The sequence below is a fragment of the Ditibartonella apihabitans genome (assembly GCF_002007485.1).
In the GTDB taxonomy this organism is placed as follows: Bacteria; Pseudomonadota; Alphaproteobacteria; order Rhizobiales; family Rhizobiaceae; genus Bartonella; species Bartonella apihabitans.
Window position 1 is genome coordinate 1,751,168 of the sequence record NZ_CP015820.1, and the last position, 16,067, is coordinate 1,767,234.

Below are 16,067 nucleotides of genomic sequence, written 5' to 3' on the forward strand. Positions count from 1 at the left end.
AAAGCAAAAAAAATTAGGAAAAGCAAAATTTAGGGGGTTACTTTCACGCTGACTTTACCTATAAGGCAGGCTTAGCCTTAAAAAAAGAAATGTTGAACCTGCCAGTTTTCCCTGTGCGGGTGTTTGCGATAGGATGCTGCCATGCCAAAACGCACAGATATAAAATCCATTCTCATCATCGGTGCGGGACCTATTGTCATCGGTCAAGCCTGCGAATTCGACTATTCCGGAACGCAAGCTTGTAAAGCCTTGAAGGAAGAAGGCTACCGGATCATTCTGGTCAATTCCAATCCGGCAACAATCATGACAGACCCTGATCTTGCCGATGCAACCTATATCGAGCCGATAACGCCGGAAGTTGTTGCAAAAATTATAGCGCGCGAAAAGCCGGATGCGCTGCTTCCCACCATGGGCGGGCAAACTGCCCTGAATACGGCTTTGTCGTTAAAACGCATGGGCGTTCTTGAACGCTATCATGTCGAGATGATCGGGGCCGATGCCAAGGCGATTGACAAAGCCGAAGACCGAGCATTGTTCCGCGAGGCTATGGCAAAAATCGGGCTTGAAACACCAAAGTCGATGCTTGCCAACGCAACCGAAATCAAGGAAGAAGATCGCAAACGCCACGACGCAATGTGCGACAAGCTCAAGGCCGAACTTGAAGGTGACGAGCTTGATAAAGCGCTTGAAAAACTCGAACATGACTGGCATTTGGGCGAAGGCGACAGAAAACAGCGTTATATTTCCCATGCAACCGGTAAAGCTGGTCAAGCTCTTGATGTTGTCGGACTTCCGGCAATTATCCGCCCGTCTTTTACGCTCGGTGGAACCGGTGGCGGCATTGCCTATAACCGTTCGGAATTTTACGAAATCATCGAACGCGGGCTTGAAGCTTCACCAACCACAGAAGTTCTCATTGAAGAAAGTGTTCTGGGCTGGAAAGAATTCGAGATGGAAGTTGTCCGCGATAAGAAAGACAACTGCATCATCGTCTGCTCGATTGAAAATCTTGACCCTATGGGCGTTCACACCGGTGACTCTATTACAGTCGCACCGGCTTTGACTTTGACCGACAAAGAATACCAGATGATGCGCAATGCCTCGATTGCGGTTTTGCGTGAAATCGGTGTCGAAACTGGCGGATCCAACGTGCAATTTGCGGTCAATCCGGAAAATGGCCGTTTGATTGTCATCGAAATGAATCCGCGTGTTTCGCGTTCTTCCGCCCTCGCCTCGAAAGCCACCGGTTTTCCGATTGCCAAAGTTGCGGCAAAACTTGCTGTCGGCTACACATTGGACGAATTGGAAAACGACATTACCGGCGGAGCAACACCGGCTTCGTTTGAACCGTCAATCGACTATATTGTTACGAAAATTCCGCGTTTCGCCTTTGAAAAATTCCCCGGTGCCTCTCATACTTTGACAACGGCGATGAAATCGGTTGGTGAAGTTATGGCAATCGGCCGTACTTTTCAGGAATCTTTACAAAAAGCCTTGCGCGGACTTGAAACCGGTTTAACCGGTCTTGATGAAATCTCTATTCCCGAACACGCAGAAGGCGACGAGAAAAACGCTATCCGTGCCGCTATCGGCACACCAACACCTGATCGTTTGCGTTATGTTGCGCAGGCCATGCGCATGGGAATGCCATTAAACGAAATCCACCAGATCAGCAAAATCGACCCGTGGTTTCTTGAACAAATTGCCTCGATCGTTGACATGGAACAGCGTGTGCGCGAACAGGGCCTGCCGAAAGATGCGGAGAATTTCCGGATGCTCAAATCCATGGGCTTTTCCGACGCGCGGCTTGGCAGCCTTACCGGTCTTGAAACCGAAGAAGTTACAAAAGCGCGTCATGAACTTAATGTAAAACCGGTATTCAAGCGTGTTGATACCTGTGCTGCCGAATTTGCTTCACCGACTGCTTATATGTATTCAACCTATGAAGTGCCTTTTGCCGGTAAAATGCGTTCGGAAGCCAATGTTTCCGACAGGAAAAAAGTGGTTATCCTTGGTGGCGGACCAAACCGTATCGGACAGGGTATCGAGTTCGATTATTGCTGCTGTCATGCCGCTTTTGCACTCCATGATGCAGGCTATGAAGCCATTATGGTCAATTGCAATCCGGAAACCGTTTCGACAGATTATGACACGTCCGACCGGCTTTATTTCGAGCCTTTGACTGCCGAAGATGTGCTTTCAATTCTCGAAGCGGAAAAGGAAAAAGGCGAACTTGTCGGTGTTATCGTCCAATTTGGTGGCCAGACGCCGCTGAAACTTGCCGCCTCGCTTGAAAAATCCGGCATTCCGATACTTGGAACCTCGCCAGACGCCATTGATTTGGCAGAAGACCGCGACCGCTTCCAGAAATTGCTCATCAAGCTTGATCTGACGCAGCCGAAAAACGGCATTGCCTATTCGGTTGAACAGGCGCGCCTTGTTGCCAATGATCTCGGCTTTCCGCTTGTTGTACGCCCGTCTTATGTGCTTGGCGGCCGCGCCATGCAAATCATTCATGACGAGCGTAATTTGCAATCCTATCTTCTGGACACTGTTCCCGAACTGGTTCCCGAAGAAATCAAGGCCCATTACCCGAACGACAAAACCGGACAGATCAATACACTGCTCGGCAAAAATCCTCTTCTTTTCGACACTTACCTCACCAATGCAATCGAGGTCGATGTTGATTGCCTGTGCGATGGCGAAGACACATTCGTTGCGGGTATTATGGAACATATCGAGGAAGCCGGTATCCATTCGGGTGACTCTGCTTGTTCGCTTCCCGTTCACACATTGTCACCTGAAATCGTTGAAGAGTTGAAACGCCAGACGATCGAGCTTGCCAAAGCGCTTCATGTTGGTGGTTTGATGAATGTGCAATATGCCGTCAAAGAAGGTGTTATCTATATTCTCGAGGTCAACCCGCGCGCTTCCCGTACCGTTCCGTTTGTTGCCAAAACAATCGGACGGCCGATTGCCAAGATTGCCGCTCGCATTATGACGGGTGATAAACTTGAAAACGCTGTCAATCGTTATGGCGGTTACCCCAAAGTTCAGAAAAAACCGCATATTGCTGTGAAAGAAGCTGTCTTCCCGTTTGCCCGCTTCCAGGGGGTCGATACTTTGCTAGGGCCGGAAATGCGCTCGACTGGCGAAGTGATGGGGCTTGATTACAGCTTTGCCCTTGCTTATGCCAAAGCGCAGCTTGGTGCGGGAAATGATCTGCCACGCGAAGGAACACTTTTTGTGTCAGTCAAGGATGATGACAAAAAACGCGTGCTCGGCGCCGTCAAGCGCATGGCAAAACTCGGTTTTTCAATCCTTGCAACAACAGGAACACAGAAATTTCTTGAAGAACACGGCGTGAAGGCCAAGAAGATCAACAAGGTTCTCGAAGGTCGCCCGCATATCGAAGATGCTATTCGCAACCGTCAGGTACAGATTGTTTTCAATACAACAGATACGGCAAGTGCAATTTCCGATTCAAAGTCGCTGCGTCGGGCTGCCTTGATGCAAAAGGTTCCCTATTACACGACAATGTCGGGAGCTATATCGGTTGTTGATGCGATAGAAGCTTTGCAGAATGACACAATTCAAGTGCGTTCCTTACAAGAATATACCGAATAATTGCCTCGCCCACGGCTAAAGCATAACTTGCCGTGGGCTTATTTTAATCTCCTGTTCCGTGGCGCTTACCCTCAAGCCATTAAGTCCGAAAGCCTCACCGGTTTCACTACCACAGGGTGATAAAACTTTTGGCTTGAACTCATTTATCCATCCGCTAATTCCAAGCGCTTAGTTTTATGCCGTTAAGCCCGAAACATTTTGCAAATTTTATCGGATCGGACATTTCCTCCGACTCATTCTGCCCGATAGAATACCTTATTCTGCGATATAATCGATTTCGCGAAGTTTTATAATATTTGGCCGGATTGCCTCACTCCCACGGAATGACAAGGGCTGGCTGGGCCACGTAAACACAAAATATCCCTCCCCGCCAGTCATTATCGAAATTCCGATTCTTGCAACGAATGGCTTTTCAACCTTTTAATCGACTCATTTGTGAACGGGCCTTTTATTATCCACTCTAAATCTCATGCGCTATGAAATGCTGGAAAATAGAAATGAGGGAAAGTGCTGCTTGTCGCATTGCTCGACTTATCACTTTTGCATATCAATCACTTTTCTGTGTGCCGACCGGTTGCAAGGTGTCGTTCACTTGCGACAAGTCGATCACTTGCGGAGTGGTCATAATTTTCATTCCGGTTTAAAGCGATGATAAAATCTGCTTCTTTTGAAAACCGTTTTGACTGAATCTGACCCGACTTGTCCCGTGCCTTCATAATCTTGCCTTAAACAGGCTCGCCTTGCACAAAATAGCGTGTCTCATGACCGATATTGTCACGTTTTATGTGTCATTGATTCAATATTTTTTAAAATTTTTTACTAAAGTTAAATTTTATAAAATAAAAAAATAACAAGTCCATTTGAATACAATATTTTATTTCATAATGAAATTAATTTTTGACCATTATTTTTTTGAATAATAATCCTATTATTATCATATCATGAATAGTATAATTTTTATATTTTTACTATTTTTTATCCGGCTAATATTCAATTATTTATTATAAATTCAACTGTTTTTTTGCGATAAACAACATCATAATCCGGCCGCTTTTATAATTTTTATAAATGAACTTGATAATTTTGGTAAATTTTAAATTTGCGCTTTTGATAAAAGATGATATATATAGTCATGTTTTATTCTGAGGGAAATATCATGCGTTTAAACAAACTAATTTTGGCTGCTTCCTGCACACTATTTGCAACACCGGCTCTGGCCGTGGAATACCCGATTGGCGAACCACAGCATTGTGGCGGTTTGGAAATTGCGGCTGTCTACCTGCAACCGATTGAAATGGAACCGGAAGGCATTATGCTTGCGGCTGCAAAATCGGATATCCATCTGGAAGCTGATATTCATGCGACCGAAGACAATAAAAACGGTCTTCCGGAAGGCGCATGGGCACCTTATTTGCAAGTTTCTTACGAATTGACCAAGGAAGGTGCAAAAGAACCTTTGAGCGGTCATTTCCACCCGATGGTTGCCAATGATGGCCCGCACTATGGCGAAAACATCAAGCTTGATGGTGCTGGCAAATATCACTTGAAATATACCATTTTGCCGCCTTCAAAAGAATCCATGTTCGGCCGCCATGTCGATAAAGAAACCGGCGTTGGCCCGTGGTTTGACAAATGCGTTGTCGAATATGATTTCACCTATGCCGGTACTGGCAAAAAAGGTGGCTATTGATTGTTGTGACCGGCAGTCGAATTCTGCCGGAAACATTTAAGGGATAAGTTTCCAGTCAATCTTATCCCCAAAGATCGAGACCTGTTTGTAAAGTCGGGGTTTACTTTCGATCATCCACCATTAGAAGTAAGCCCTCCGAGCAGACCGGCCGTTGTGACCTCCACAGCCGGTCTTGCTTTTTGGCGGGGATTATTGGTTTTTCCAGAACGTAAGCTATTCATTCCGGAAAGCTCGGCTTGGTTAAAAAGGGTTTTATTATGCGCGCAATATTGGTTTTGCTGTTTTGTCTGTTTCCCCTCTTTGCCGGAGCCGACGAACTTTCACTTTATAATGTAACCATCAAGGATGGCGTGTTTGAACCGCAATCAATTGAAGTTCCGGCGGGGCAACGCTTCAAAATCTCGGTTAAAAATATCGGTTCGGGGCCGGCTGAATTTGAAAACCTGTCTATGCGGGTTGAAAAAGTTCTCGGTGCAGGGGTGGAATCTTTTGTCGTCATTCATCCGCTCAAACCCGGCAGCTACCATTTTATTGACGAATTTCACATGGATATGGCCGGTTTCGACATTAACGTAAAATAGGAGAGCAGACAAATGGGTGCACCTCTTTTCATCGTCTGGCGTGAAAGTATTGAAGCGCTGCTCGTTATCGGCATCCTTTATACGTGGCTGCGGCGAGAAAATCTTTTAACGCTTAAAAACCGTTTATGGGCAGGAACCGCATTAGGGCTTGTTCTCGCGGGAATTCTCGCAATTCTATTTTATGTTGCGGGTACATGGTTTGCAGGCCCCGGCGGGGAATGGTTCTTCACCGCTATGATGGCGGTTGCCGCCCTTCTCATTATGCAGATGATCGTCTGGATGCATCACCACGGTGCTTCAATGAAACATACTTTGGAACGTGAAGCGGCCGAAAGCCTGCAATCTTCCGGCGGTTTCGGCATTATGCTCCTTGCGATGATTGCGGTTGCCCGTGAAGGCTCCGAAACAGTGGTGTTTCTTGCCGGTGTCGGAGCGCAACAAAATGGTGCGTCGCTCGGCATGTTCATTCTGGGTGGTGTGCTCGGCTTTATTCTGGCACTTTTGACTTTCTGGTTGTTACAGAAATTTTCCAAAATCATCCCGTGGAGATGGTTTTTCCTTGGAAGCGAATTTGTCCTTCTGCTCATTGGCGGGGGATTGCTGATTACTGCCTTCGACAAAGCGGCGGCCCAGATTTCGGCTTATGATTTACCCGAATGGCTATACAGCTTTATGGATGATCCGCTATGGAGTACAAGCTGGCTTATTCCCGATAACAGCACATTGACAGGCCTTACAGGTTACCATGCGGAACCGTCTTTGATGCAAGTTGTTGTGTTGGCAGTTTACTGGATTGCAGCCATTGTTCTTTGTAATAGAAAGCCTGCCAAAACGGCGATTCGCCCGCCATTGAAAGTTACCTGAAACCCGTTTTTTAAAGAAACCATGTCACATATCATCACCACTGCGGTCTCTAATCTGGGCACTGTCATGCAACGCCATAGAACAGTGATCCAGACGATACAGTGGTGTGTTGTCGCCATTTATCTGTTTCTCCTTATCGTGCCGTCATTTTTGCCATTGCCGCCACGGCAGGAACATATTCTTGGCAATCTTGTTCTTTTTGCCCAATTTGTTTTCTGGGGAATCTGGTGGCCCTTTGTCATTCTTTCTATGCTGTTTATAGGACGTATCTGGTGCGGCGTTTTCTGCCCCGAAGGTGCTTTGGCCGAATATACCAGCCGCACTGTCGGGCGTAACAAAACTATTCCGCGCTGGCTCAAATGGCGGGGCTGGCCAACGGTCGCCTTTATTCTCACAACCCTTTATGGGCAGTTAATCAGCGTTTATGATTATGCGGAAGCGGCACTTCTCATTCTGGGAGGCTCGACACTGGCAGCAATGGTCATCGGCTTCTTTTTCGGTAAAGGAACGCGCGTCTGGTGCCGTTATCTTTGCCCCGTTAATGGCGTTTTTAACCTGCTTTCCCGCCTTGCTCCTATTTCATTCAAGACAGATCAGGAAAAATGGGCACATTATTGTGGCGCTCGTCAGGAAAACCCCAATTGCCCTCCAATGATCAATATTCATCAGCTTCATGGCGTCAATGCCTGCCATATGTGCGCGCGCTGTGCCGGTTTTCGTGATGCAGTGGCGCTCAAACCACGCTCGGTTATGGAAGAAGTTGTCGTTTACGGAGAAGACAAAAACGCCAATCCATGGGAAACAAGGCTACTGCTTTTCGGCATGATCGGCGTTGCCATCGGTGCCTTTACATGGACGGTAAGCCCGTGGTTTGTGACTTTTAAACAGGCAATTGCCGAATGGCTTGTCGATCACAATATTTTCTGGCCGCTCGACCCGACCGCCCCTTGGTGGATTTTGACAAACCACCCTGCCAATAATGACAGTTTCAACTGGGTAGACGGCTTTTGTGTCGCAAGTTACATTCTGGGAAGCGGTGTGCTTTTTGGCACTTTTTTAACACTCATGCTGTGGGCTATTGCCTCGCTTATGCGTTCGTCAACGCTCTATCATCATTTGGCACAAGCGTTTTTGCCATTGGCAGCAGCGGGTCTGTTTCTGGGGCTTACTGCAACGACTGTAAAACTTTTGATGTATGACGGTGTGACCTTCTGGTGGTTGCCATATGCCCGTGCCTTTATTCTTGCTTTGACGTCGCTCTGGAGCCTTTATCTTGCCGCAAGAATTTTGCAAAGAACACCTGCAAGCCTCATCCGCAAATTAGTTAGCTTCGCTCTTTTTGCTCTTTGTTGCGTTCCGATTGTTTATGCCTGGTGGCTGATGTTCTGGGGCTGGTGAGTTTTAAAACCGGAAATCACGGGCATTATCCGGCAGTTCAAAAACTCCGCTCCCCGGCTACCCCCGTCTTTTCCTGAAAAACCGACATTCGTAACGCTGCACATGATTTATCATGCTGTTCAAGATTTATAGTAAATTCAGGAAAATGGCTGCTCATCGGGAAAATGCTGCTATTAGAGGAAGACCCTGCTTATCCAAAAATTTCCCTTTCGCTGCTTTACTTTGAAACCTGTTCCGTTTTGTGCTCTTTGGCCTTTATTCCTTTTCCGACAGCTCTCATGGAAAAACTTAGGCGATGGTGCTCATTTATAATTTTAAAAAAAACAAAACTGTTTCTGATAAAACCGATTTTTAAAAGCCTGTGGCAATTTTTAAGACGACGTTTTCAAGTGCATCCTGTTTTGATTGTATTTTCGTTAAACTTTAAAAATGCATCTTGCCCGAGCGGACTTTTTCATAACCCTTTTTGAGGTTGATTTGAGGTTCAGAAAAATCGACCCGCACGCGCCTTTTACACAAAAAATTCCTGAAACACTAAATGCATTTCTCTTACAAAATAACTTCGGGGAACGCGTTTTTCTTAGAAGGAAATTTCATAAAAAGCTGTTTTTTCAAAAAGCCTTTTTTGAAGGCGAATTGCCCCAATCTTGCCGCTACGCCATTTTTCTTGGAACTGGAGAGGCCGCTTTCGAACAACTAAAAGGCTTCTCTTTGCTTGAAAACATTGTCGAAAACCGCTACCCCATAAAAGCCACCATTCATGAAAAACCACCGCACATAAAAACGCCCGAAAAGAAAGAAGTCGTTTGTGCGCTTTGCCCGTCACTGCAACTTGCTGTTTGATAGTGGAGCAGCCAATTCTTCGCGCTTATTTTTTTGGCTTTCTATTCTTCTCTTTTACAGGCGAAGTTTCTGAAGCCTTTGTGGTCTCACTAGCCGCTGTTTCGGTGTCTGCCGTTTGGGCTTCCGGAATGCTATCAGACGGTTCGCTTTTTGGTGTCGTTTTTTCTCCCTTTGACAAAGCCTGTTCGGAAGGCTCGAATTTTACTTCTACAATCACGTCGAACAGATAACTTTCGTCATTGCGACGGCTGATATAGACAAAAGTCGTATTTTTCAAATGCTGGAAGACAACCGAGGCAATACGTTTGCGTACAGTTTCGTCAATGCCATCCATCACCTGATTGGCAACGATCCACTCGGGTTCTGTAAGAAGCACGCGTGCAAAAGCGATTGACCGGCGTTCAACATCGTTCAATCGTCTTTCCCAATCGACGTTTTCTTCATCAAGCGCGGAAAAATAATCACTCAAACCGGTGATTTCGAGAGCGCGTTCGATTTCATCGTCAGTCGGGTTTTTATCCGTTGCCGGATAGAGAAGAACCGTGCGCAATGTGCCCGGCGGAATATAAGGGGCATCGGGAATATAATTTGGCAGGCCTGAATTGGGCAGCCCTACTGTGCCCTGCCCCCAAGGCCAAAGCCCTGCAAGCGCATGGTATAGAATGGTTTTATCAACATCTTGCGGTGCATAGATCAGCGTGTTTTGCCCGCGCTTGATAGCAAGATTTTCCGGTGTCAAAGTCAATTTGCCATTGGCTGTGCGGATCAACAGATTGTCGAAGGTCATAATATCGGAATCATTGGTTTTGACCGTGATATGCTCGCCCTTCAGACGATCGACACCGTCCATTTGAACAACAGCTTGTCTGAATGTTGCAACACGCAGCATCGTCGCGCGCCAATCGGCCAGAGCGCCATAATTGTCAACAAACCAGCGCAACGACTGGTGCGCCTGATTGAAGGCCTGAACAGCCGCCTGTAGACCACCAAGATCAATGCCGCCACCAAAATAGATCGGCGAGGCGATAATATAGGGAGCAACATTCGAAACCCAGCCATAACCGGCGGTGATACCTGTCAATTTGGTGGTTGCGACAACAATATGCCAGATGGCGTTCAAAACGTTTTGCACACGCCCGTCGAGATAGCGCTTCTCGTCCTTTTCCGCCCCCATCAGGGTGATCGAATCAATCGAACGGTTGGTGTGCATCAAGGCGGCACGCAAATCTGCCTCACGTGCATAACGGTTGGCGTTAATAGTCACCAGATTACGCGCAACAAACCATGTGAGAAAGGATGCCGCCCCGACATAAAGGAGCACCGCCCAGATCATGTAACCGGGAAGCGGAAAACTATAGCCGGAAAAGCTGAAAACAAAGCCCGCCGTTGTTGCCCATAATGTCGGAATGAAGATGATCAATGTTACACTGGCCTGCAACAGATTGATGCCGAGATCGGCCGTTGATTCGGCGAGATGTCGCGCATCTTCATGAAGTTTCTGGTCAGGGTTGACGCCCACCTCGCCAGCCATTGTCAGGCGAAAAGCACGCTTTGGCTGCATCCATTGGCTGATAAGGTCATCGGTCAAGCCTTCGCGCAATTTCATCTTCAAATATTGGTTCAAAAAAGTCTGGACAATGTTGAAGATCAATAAAACCGAGGCAATAACAAAGAACACACCGAGCTGGAAAACAAATTCGTGCAAATCTTTGCGGCTGATCGCGTTCCAGAAATCCTTTGTCCATTCATTGATTTGCAATTGCCCGCGGCCGATCAGAATAATCAGCAAAAGTATGCCAAGGAATGTCGCAATCAGCGTATTGCGCGTATGCGAATGCCAGAAAGCAATATAAAGGATCTTTGCCTGATGCGAAAAACGGGTATTTTTGACAATGCCTTCACGCAATGAACCGGGAGCTGCATCAACCGGATTATCAGGCATATTGTCGTCTATATCGCTGCCTTTTCTGGCCATTCACTCAAATCCCCTCATATAATCGCGACATTCTGACGACAATTAAAAATAATGACTGCCCCTGTATACACCAGATAGTGTAGGCAATCAAAATAGCAAAAGTACCAACGCTTTCAAATTTAATATTAATTCAACTTGCTTTCTTTTTCGAGAGGGTCTATTGAAGCGCCAATCGATTTTTCGGTTGTGCGACTTTCTTAACCGTGCAGCAAGCACTATTTAACGAAACTCCCCTTTCTAAATTTCGATCTACCAGAAGCATCAACGCATGACGTGTTGGTGCACTCATTTTTTATTACAGGAGTTTCCTATGGCTACAGGAACAGTTAAGTGGTTCAACACAACAAAAGGCTTCGGCTTCATTCAACCTGATGATGGTGGTGCAGATGTATTTGTACACATTTCAGCCGTTGAACGCTCAGGCATGAGCGGTCTTAATGAAGGTCAGAAAGTGTCTTATGAAGTTGTGCAGGATCGTCGTTCCGGCAAATCTGCTGCAGGCAATCTTTCAGCTCTTTAATATCTGGAAGTGAAATGCCCGACTAAAACGGCAAAACGTTTGATGAGCATTTCAAAACCGGATATAAAAGAAACAGATTTTTAAAAGCTCCACTTTTTTGAGGTGGGGCTTTTTCCATATTAGCTTTAATTTCATCGTAAGCCCGATGCATTCACCACTCCCCTATTACAATTTCCGGCGGGCGTGATTTTGCCTTATTCAAAACATCTAAACTTTTTGCCAATTATTCAAAAAATAAGCCCAATACTCGGGGAAAAATGGGCATTATCGTTTCGGGTTTTATCTTTTCGGGCGTTTATGCCCATGGCTCTTTTTCCCTCTTCCTGTCACCTCTTTGTTCCGCTTCGTTCCGAATTTATTCTTTTTTACCCGGAATTCAGACACTCATTCAATGAGTCAAAGATGACCCGAATGGCACATTTAAACTATTTCCCGTTCAACCGAGGAAATTCAACAACATGCTTGCACTTATATTTAGATAAGTTATAAATTTTATTGACGGTTCCCCTTCAGGATGTCTTCAAAAGGGGAATAATAGGGAACACGGAAAAATCGACCTCACTCAAGGGATTTCAGCCGTGGCTGCCCCCGCAACTGTAAACGGCAGCACCTTTTTTAAGGGTTTTACCCGGCCACTGCGAAAGCGGGAAGGCTAAAGGTGCATAAAAATGCCGCGAGCCAGGAGACCTGCCGTCAATCGTGGGCTTTTTATAAGCCCGTTATAAAATGCCCTAACGCACGGTGGGTGCAAAGGAAAGGTCATCATGGCAATCCAATCAGGCGTCATTTTTGTCGCCTCTCATACGCTCATCCGGATAATCTTTTCCGGTTTGATTGCGCAAGCAAAACACTTGTTCCAACAGAGTTTTTTCTTTTATCTCTCGCGGCTTTTTTCAAAACAAAAAAGTTCGACAATGTTTTGCTCTCATTTGTCAAAGCAGAGAGAAGGTAAAAATGGCCTATTGAAACAAAAATATTCTGATTGTGAAAAGACCCGAAATAAAAAGTCCGAAGCTGAAAAGACCGGAACTGGAAAAATTTGTAACTTTAAAAAAATGGTTACAAATGCGTTTTTAAGCCGGATTTTCTTTAAGGCGTTTTCTTCAAGTCTTTTTTGCCAGAGAGTGCTTTTTTCGTTTTGCAAGTGCGGCTTTTCAGGCTTGAAAACTTTCCGAAACCCCGCCGTCTATCACTTCAATTCCGTGACATGGCAGAGCCCTCATAAAACGGCTTTGCACCGGCTTTAAACGAGAAGAGTATACTCATGAAAACCATCCATTTGAAGACGATCATTCTGGCTCTGGCAATAAGCTGTTTTTCCATTGCTGTTCATAGCAATGCTTTTGCTGACGAAACGCATTATCCGCTTACAGTAAAAAATTGCGGCCGCACACTTGTTTTCAATAAAGCACCGGAACGCGTTGTTTCGGTCGGTCAGAATACGACAGAAATACTTTATGCTTTGGGTCTCTCCGACAAGGTCAAAGGCACAGCGCTCTGGTATTCGCCGGTTTTGCCGCAATTTACCGATGTGAACAAAAACGTCAAAATGCTTTCCCATGATGTTCCAAGTTTCGAGAGCATCATTGCCGAAAAGCCCGATCTTGTCGCAAGTCATCAGGAATGGGTTATCGGGCCTGCGGGAAGTGCTGCAACCTATGACCAGTTCAAGGATTTTGAAATTCCGGTTTATACAGCACCGGCCGATTGCGTTGGAAAAGACAACCTTGCTGGTAGCGACGGTTTGCGCACAGCCCCTTTCACGATGGACATGATCTATCAGGAAATTTCCGAACTGGCATTGATTTTCAATGTTCAGGATCGCGGCGAAAAACTTGTTAAAGAGCTGAAAGCGCGCGAACAAGCTGCAATTGACAAGGTCAAAAACTTGCCCAAGGGCAAAATCAGCGCGGTTTTCTGGTATTCCAGTGCCGATCTTGATATTGACCCTTACGTTGCCGGAGACCTTGGTGCACCCGGTTATATTATGAAAATTCTCGGCATTAAAAATGTTATAGAATCGAACTATGAATGGCCGACCGTGGGGTGGGAAACCATTGTCAAAGCGAACCCGACCATTATTGTTCTTGCCGAAATGGATCGTCGCCGTTTTCCTGCCGATGATGTTGTCGTGAAACGCGATTTTTTGAAGAAAGACCCCGTTACAAAACTGCTACCGGCTGTCGAAAATAATCGCCTTGTCAATATGGACGTGCAATCCATGAATACAACCATGCGCACCATTGACGGTATTGAAAAACTGGCAAATGCCATTGTCGAACTTGGTCTTGATAAAAAGTGACACATTTGCCCCGCACCATTATCATCTGGCTTTTCTGCATATGGCTTTTGCTATGCGCAATTGTTGCAGGTGCAGCAATTGGCGAGATTGCGATTCCGTTTTCAACTTTTTTGAAAACCATTGCCAATCATCTGTTTGATAGCGGTTACGAGGTGGATATATTCCACAGTCGGGTGATCTGGCTGTGGCGCCTGCCGCGCGCGGTCGTGGGCGCCTGTTGCGGTGCCGGTCTTGCCATGTGCGGGGTTATTTTACAGGCCTTGTTACGAAATCCCCTTGCCGAACCCTATCTTCTCGGCATTTCGTCGGGTGCGGGAACAGGCGCGGCATTGGTTACCGCTTTCGGCATGAATTTGAGTATTCTGTCACTTTCAACCGGAGCATTGATCGGCGGTCTGTTATCGTTTTTCTTTGTTGTGTTCCTCGCCTATCATTCCGGCCGCAATGCAACCGCCATTATTCTCGCCGGTATTGCGAGCGCCATGCTGTTCAATGCTTTGACGGCGCTCATATTGATGATCTTTACACCCCTTGAAGGACGCTCGAATATTTTTGCCTGGATGATCGGCAATCTTTCCGGTGCAAGGTGGAATGACGCAGCGCTCGCTTTTCCTTTGACACTTGTCGCATTTTTAATCTTTTTTGCCTTTTGCCGTATTCTTGATGCCTTTGTTTTCGGCTCGCGTGCTGCAAAATCGCTCGGTATTTCTGTCCATTATGTGAGCATGTTACTCATTACTGTCGTGGCTCTGGTTACGGCCGTTATGGTTTCGATTATGGGCACAATCAGCTTTGTGGGGCTCGTGGTGCCGCACGCTGCCCGTCTTATTGTCGGTGTGCGCCACCGGTTGCTGATACCGGCTTCCGCTTTTATCGGTGCGCTTTTTATGATTTCGGCCGATGTTATTTCGCGCATTATCGTGCCCGGTCTTGCTTTTCCGGTTGGCATTGTCACCGCATTGATCGGCGCACCGCTTTTTGCCCTGTTGCTTTTGCGGCAGAAAGGAAATTGATATGCTTGTCGGCGAACACATATCACTTGAAATCGACCGTCACACCATTCTTGATGATGTAACGCTCACATTGAAAGACCAGGAAATTTTAGGCATTATCGGCCCGAATGGCGCAGGCAAAAGTTCGCTTCTATCGGTTTTTGCAGGCCTTGTTCGGCCAACAGAAGGCGAGGTAAGCCTTGATGACATTGCTTTTTCCAACTGGTCGAGACAAAAACTTGCCAAAACAATTGCCTTTGTCGAACAGCAGGCCGAACCGCATGAACGCATCGACGTGCGCCATGCTTTAGAAATCGGCCGCACACCACACAAACGCCTACTTTCACCATGGCTTCCGGAAGATGAAGATGCGTTGCAGGATGCACTTTTGAAAGTCAACATGAAAGGCTTTGAAAAGCGCCTTCTTAACAGCCTTTCAGGCGGCGAAAAACAGCGCATCCATATCGCCCGTGCATTGGCACAAAAACCGCGTATTCTCATTCTGGATGAGCCGACAAATCATCTTGATATCGGTTGCCAACTGGAAATTCTTTCCCTCATCCGGAAACTCGGACTTTCTGTGCTGATTGCCCTTCACGACCTCAATCATGCCGCCATGTTTTGCGACCGTATTGCTTTGCTTCAACACGGACGATTGATAAATTCGGGAAAGCCGGAAGAGGTTTTGACGAAGGAAACAATATTGACCAATTTCCACGCCAATGCTGAAATAGAAATGCTTGAAAACGGTAGGCCCCATATACGCTACCTGCTTTAATTTTCCTTGAAAGGATAAAAAATGAAAAAACTGTTTGCCTTTGTTGCACTGCTCGCCTTCATCTCGACTGCCAATGCCGAAACCTATGAGGTGAAAATGCTCAATCGGGGAGCAAGTGGCGCCATGGTTTTCGAGCCGGATTATCTTAAAATCAAACCGGGTGATTCCGTAAAATTTATTGCCACGCAAAAAAGCCATAATGCTGCAACGATTGATGACATGATACCGGAAGGGGCAACACCTTTCAAAGGCAAGATCGACGAAGAACTGCAAGTCACTTTCGATAAGCCCGGCTTTTATGGCATTAAATGTATTCCCCATTATGCCATGGGAATGATTATGCTCATTAAAGTGGGTGACGATCAGGCTTTGCCGCAATCCTACCGCGATCATAAGCAGCCGGGCATTGCCAAAAAACGTTTTGATGACATTTTTTCCCGCGTCGATAAAGGGGAATAGCGGGGTAGCGGGGCGCACGGGGAACAATAATCACCGGT

At 46.4% G+C, this 16,067-nt stretch carries 12 protein-coding genes and 1 riboswitch; of the genes, 11 read left to right on the forward strand and 1 reads right to left on the reverse strand.

The window, feature by feature from the left end; all coding sequences use genetic code 11:
- Positions 1-141: 141 nt before the first annotated feature.
- The 6 genes from carB to BBC0178_RS12205 all read left to right on the forward strand — a co-directional run bounded on the left by carB (position 142) and on the right by BBC0178_RS12205 (position 9,003).
- Positions 142-3,627 carry a carbamoyl-phosphate synthase large subunit gene (carB, locus tag BBC0178_RS07905; protein WP_078039752.1) on the forward strand — a complete coding sequence of 1,162 codons (3,486 nt, stop codon included), beginning with the start codon at positions 142-144 and terminating at the stop codon, positions 3,625-3,627.
- Positions 3,628-4,783: 1,156 nt separating this feature from the next.
- A complete protein-coding gene (locus BBC0178_RS07910; RefSeq protein WP_077972085.1) occupies positions 4,784-5,317 on the forward strand; it encodes an iron transporter in 534 nt (177 codons plus the stop codon).
- Between the two features lie 257 nt (positions 5,318-5,574).
- Positions 5,575-5,898: a cupredoxin domain-containing protein gene (locus BBC0178_RS07915; protein WP_077973587.1), complete on the forward strand. Its 324-nt coding sequence runs from the start codon at positions 5,575-5,577 to the stop codon at positions 5,896-5,898.
- 12 nt (positions 5,899-5,910) lie between these two features.
- Positions 5,911-6,762, forward strand: coding sequence for an FTR1 family iron permease (locus BBC0178_RS07920; protein WP_078039753.1), 852 nt, complete (start codon positions 5,911-5,913; stop codon positions 6,760-6,762).
- Between the two features lie 21 nt (positions 6,763-6,783).
- Entirely contained in the window at positions 6,784-8,160 is a 1,377-nt protein-coding gene (locus BBC0178_RS07925) for a 4Fe-4S binding protein (RefSeq protein ID WP_149867453.1), read from the forward strand.
- 711 nt (positions 8,161-8,871) lie between these two features.
- Complete coding sequence (locus BBC0178_RS12205; RefSeq protein WP_257787873.1) at positions 8,872-9,003, forward strand: hypothetical protein; 132 nt, start codon at positions 8,872-8,874, stop codon at positions 9,001-9,003.
- 25 nt (positions 9,004-9,028) lie between these two features.
- Here the strand turns inward: BBC0178_RS12205 and BBC0178_RS07935 are convergent, their stop codons facing one another.
- Positions 9,029-10,978 (reverse strand): ABC transporter ATP-binding protein/permease, encoded by a 1,950-nt coding sequence (locus tag BBC0178_RS07935; protein WP_078039755.1) that lies wholly within the window; start codon positions 10,976-10,978, stop codon positions 9,029-9,031.
- Between the two features lie 310 nt (positions 10,979-11,288).
- Between BBC0178_RS07935 and BBC0178_RS07940 the strand changes: the two genes are divergently transcribed.
- The 5 genes from BBC0178_RS07940 to BBC0178_RS07965 all read left to right on the forward strand — a co-directional run bounded on the left by BBC0178_RS07940 (position 11,289) and on the right by BBC0178_RS07965 (position 16,029).
- Positions 11,289-11,498, forward strand: a complete 210-nt coding sequence (locus tag BBC0178_RS07940; protein WP_075868855.1) for a cold-shock protein — start codon at positions 11,289-11,291, stop codon at positions 11,496-11,498.
- Positions 11,499-11,980: 482 nt separating this feature from the next.
- Positions 11,981-12,207, forward strand: a riboswitch (cobalamin riboswitch).
- 555 nt (positions 12,208-12,762) lie between these two features.
- A complete protein-coding gene (locus BBC0178_RS07950) occupies positions 12,763-13,800 on the forward strand; it encodes an ABC transporter substrate-binding protein (protein ID WP_078039757.1) in 1,038 nt (345 codons plus the stop codon).
- Positions 13,797-14,813 (forward strand): FecCD family ABC transporter permease, encoded by a 1,017-nt coding sequence (locus BBC0178_RS07955; protein WP_078039758.1) that lies wholly within the window; start codon positions 13,797-13,799, stop codon positions 14,811-14,813. Before BBC0178_RS07950 ends, BBC0178_RS07955 begins: the two co-directional genes overlap by 4 nt.
- 1 nt (position 14,814) lies before the next feature.
- Positions 14,815-15,570 carry an ABC transporter ATP-binding protein gene (locus BBC0178_RS07960; RefSeq protein WP_078039759.1) on the forward strand — a complete coding sequence of 252 codons (756 nt, stop codon included), beginning with the start codon at positions 14,815-14,817 and terminating at the stop codon, positions 15,568-15,570.
- Positions 15,571-15,591: 21 nt separating this feature from the next.
- The gene (locus tag BBC0178_RS07965; protein WP_225867909.1) at positions 15,592-16,029 is read left to right on the forward strand and encodes a pseudoazurin; all 438 of its coding nucleotides are present in this window, start codon (positions 15,592-15,594) and stop codon (positions 16,027-16,029) included.
- Positions 16,030-16,067 lie beyond the last annotated feature (38 nt).

What these genes read in the sequence shown, in the direction of transcription:
- carB (WP_078039752.1), top strand. Translation starts at nt 142, where the DNA reads ATGCCAAAACGCACAGATATAAAATCCATTCTCATCATCGGTGCGGGA.
- BBC0178_RS07915 (WP_077973587.1), top strand. Translation starts at nt 5,575, where the DNA reads ATGCGCGCAATATTGGTTTTGCTGTTTTGTCTGTTTCCCCTCTTTGCC.
- BBC0178_RS07940 (WP_075868855.1), top strand. Translation starts at nt 11,289, where the DNA reads ATGGCTACAGGAACAGTTAAGTGGTTCAACACAACAAAAGGCTTCGGC.
- BBC0178_RS07920 (WP_078039753.1), top strand. Translation starts at nt 5,911, where the DNA reads ATGGGTGCACCTCTTTTCATCGTCTGGCGTGAAAGTATTGAAGCGCTG.
- BBC0178_RS07960 (WP_078039759.1), top strand. Translation starts at nt 14,815, where the DNA reads ATGCTTGTCGGCGAACACATATCACTTGAAATCGACCGTCACACCATT.
- BBC0178_RS07910 (WP_077972085.1), top strand. Translation starts at nt 4,784, where the DNA reads ATGCGTTTAAACAAACTAATTTTGGCTGCTTCCTGCACACTATTTGCA.
- BBC0178_RS07935 (WP_078039755.1), bottom strand. Translation starts at nt 10,978, where the DNA reads ATGGCCAGAAAAGGCAGCGATATAGACGACAATATGCCTGATAATCCG.
- BBC0178_RS07965 (WP_225867909.1), top strand. Translation starts at nt 15,592, where the DNA reads ATGAAAAAACTGTTTGCCTTTGTTGCACTGCTCGCCTTCATCTCGACT.
- BBC0178_RS07950 (WP_078039757.1), top strand. Translation starts at nt 12,763, where the DNA reads ATGAAAACCATCCATTTGAAGACGATCATTCTGGCTCTGGCAATAAGC.
- BBC0178_RS07925 (WP_149867453.1), top strand. Translation starts at nt 6,784, where the DNA reads ATGTCACATATCATCACCACTGCGGTCTCTAATCTGGGCACTGTCATG.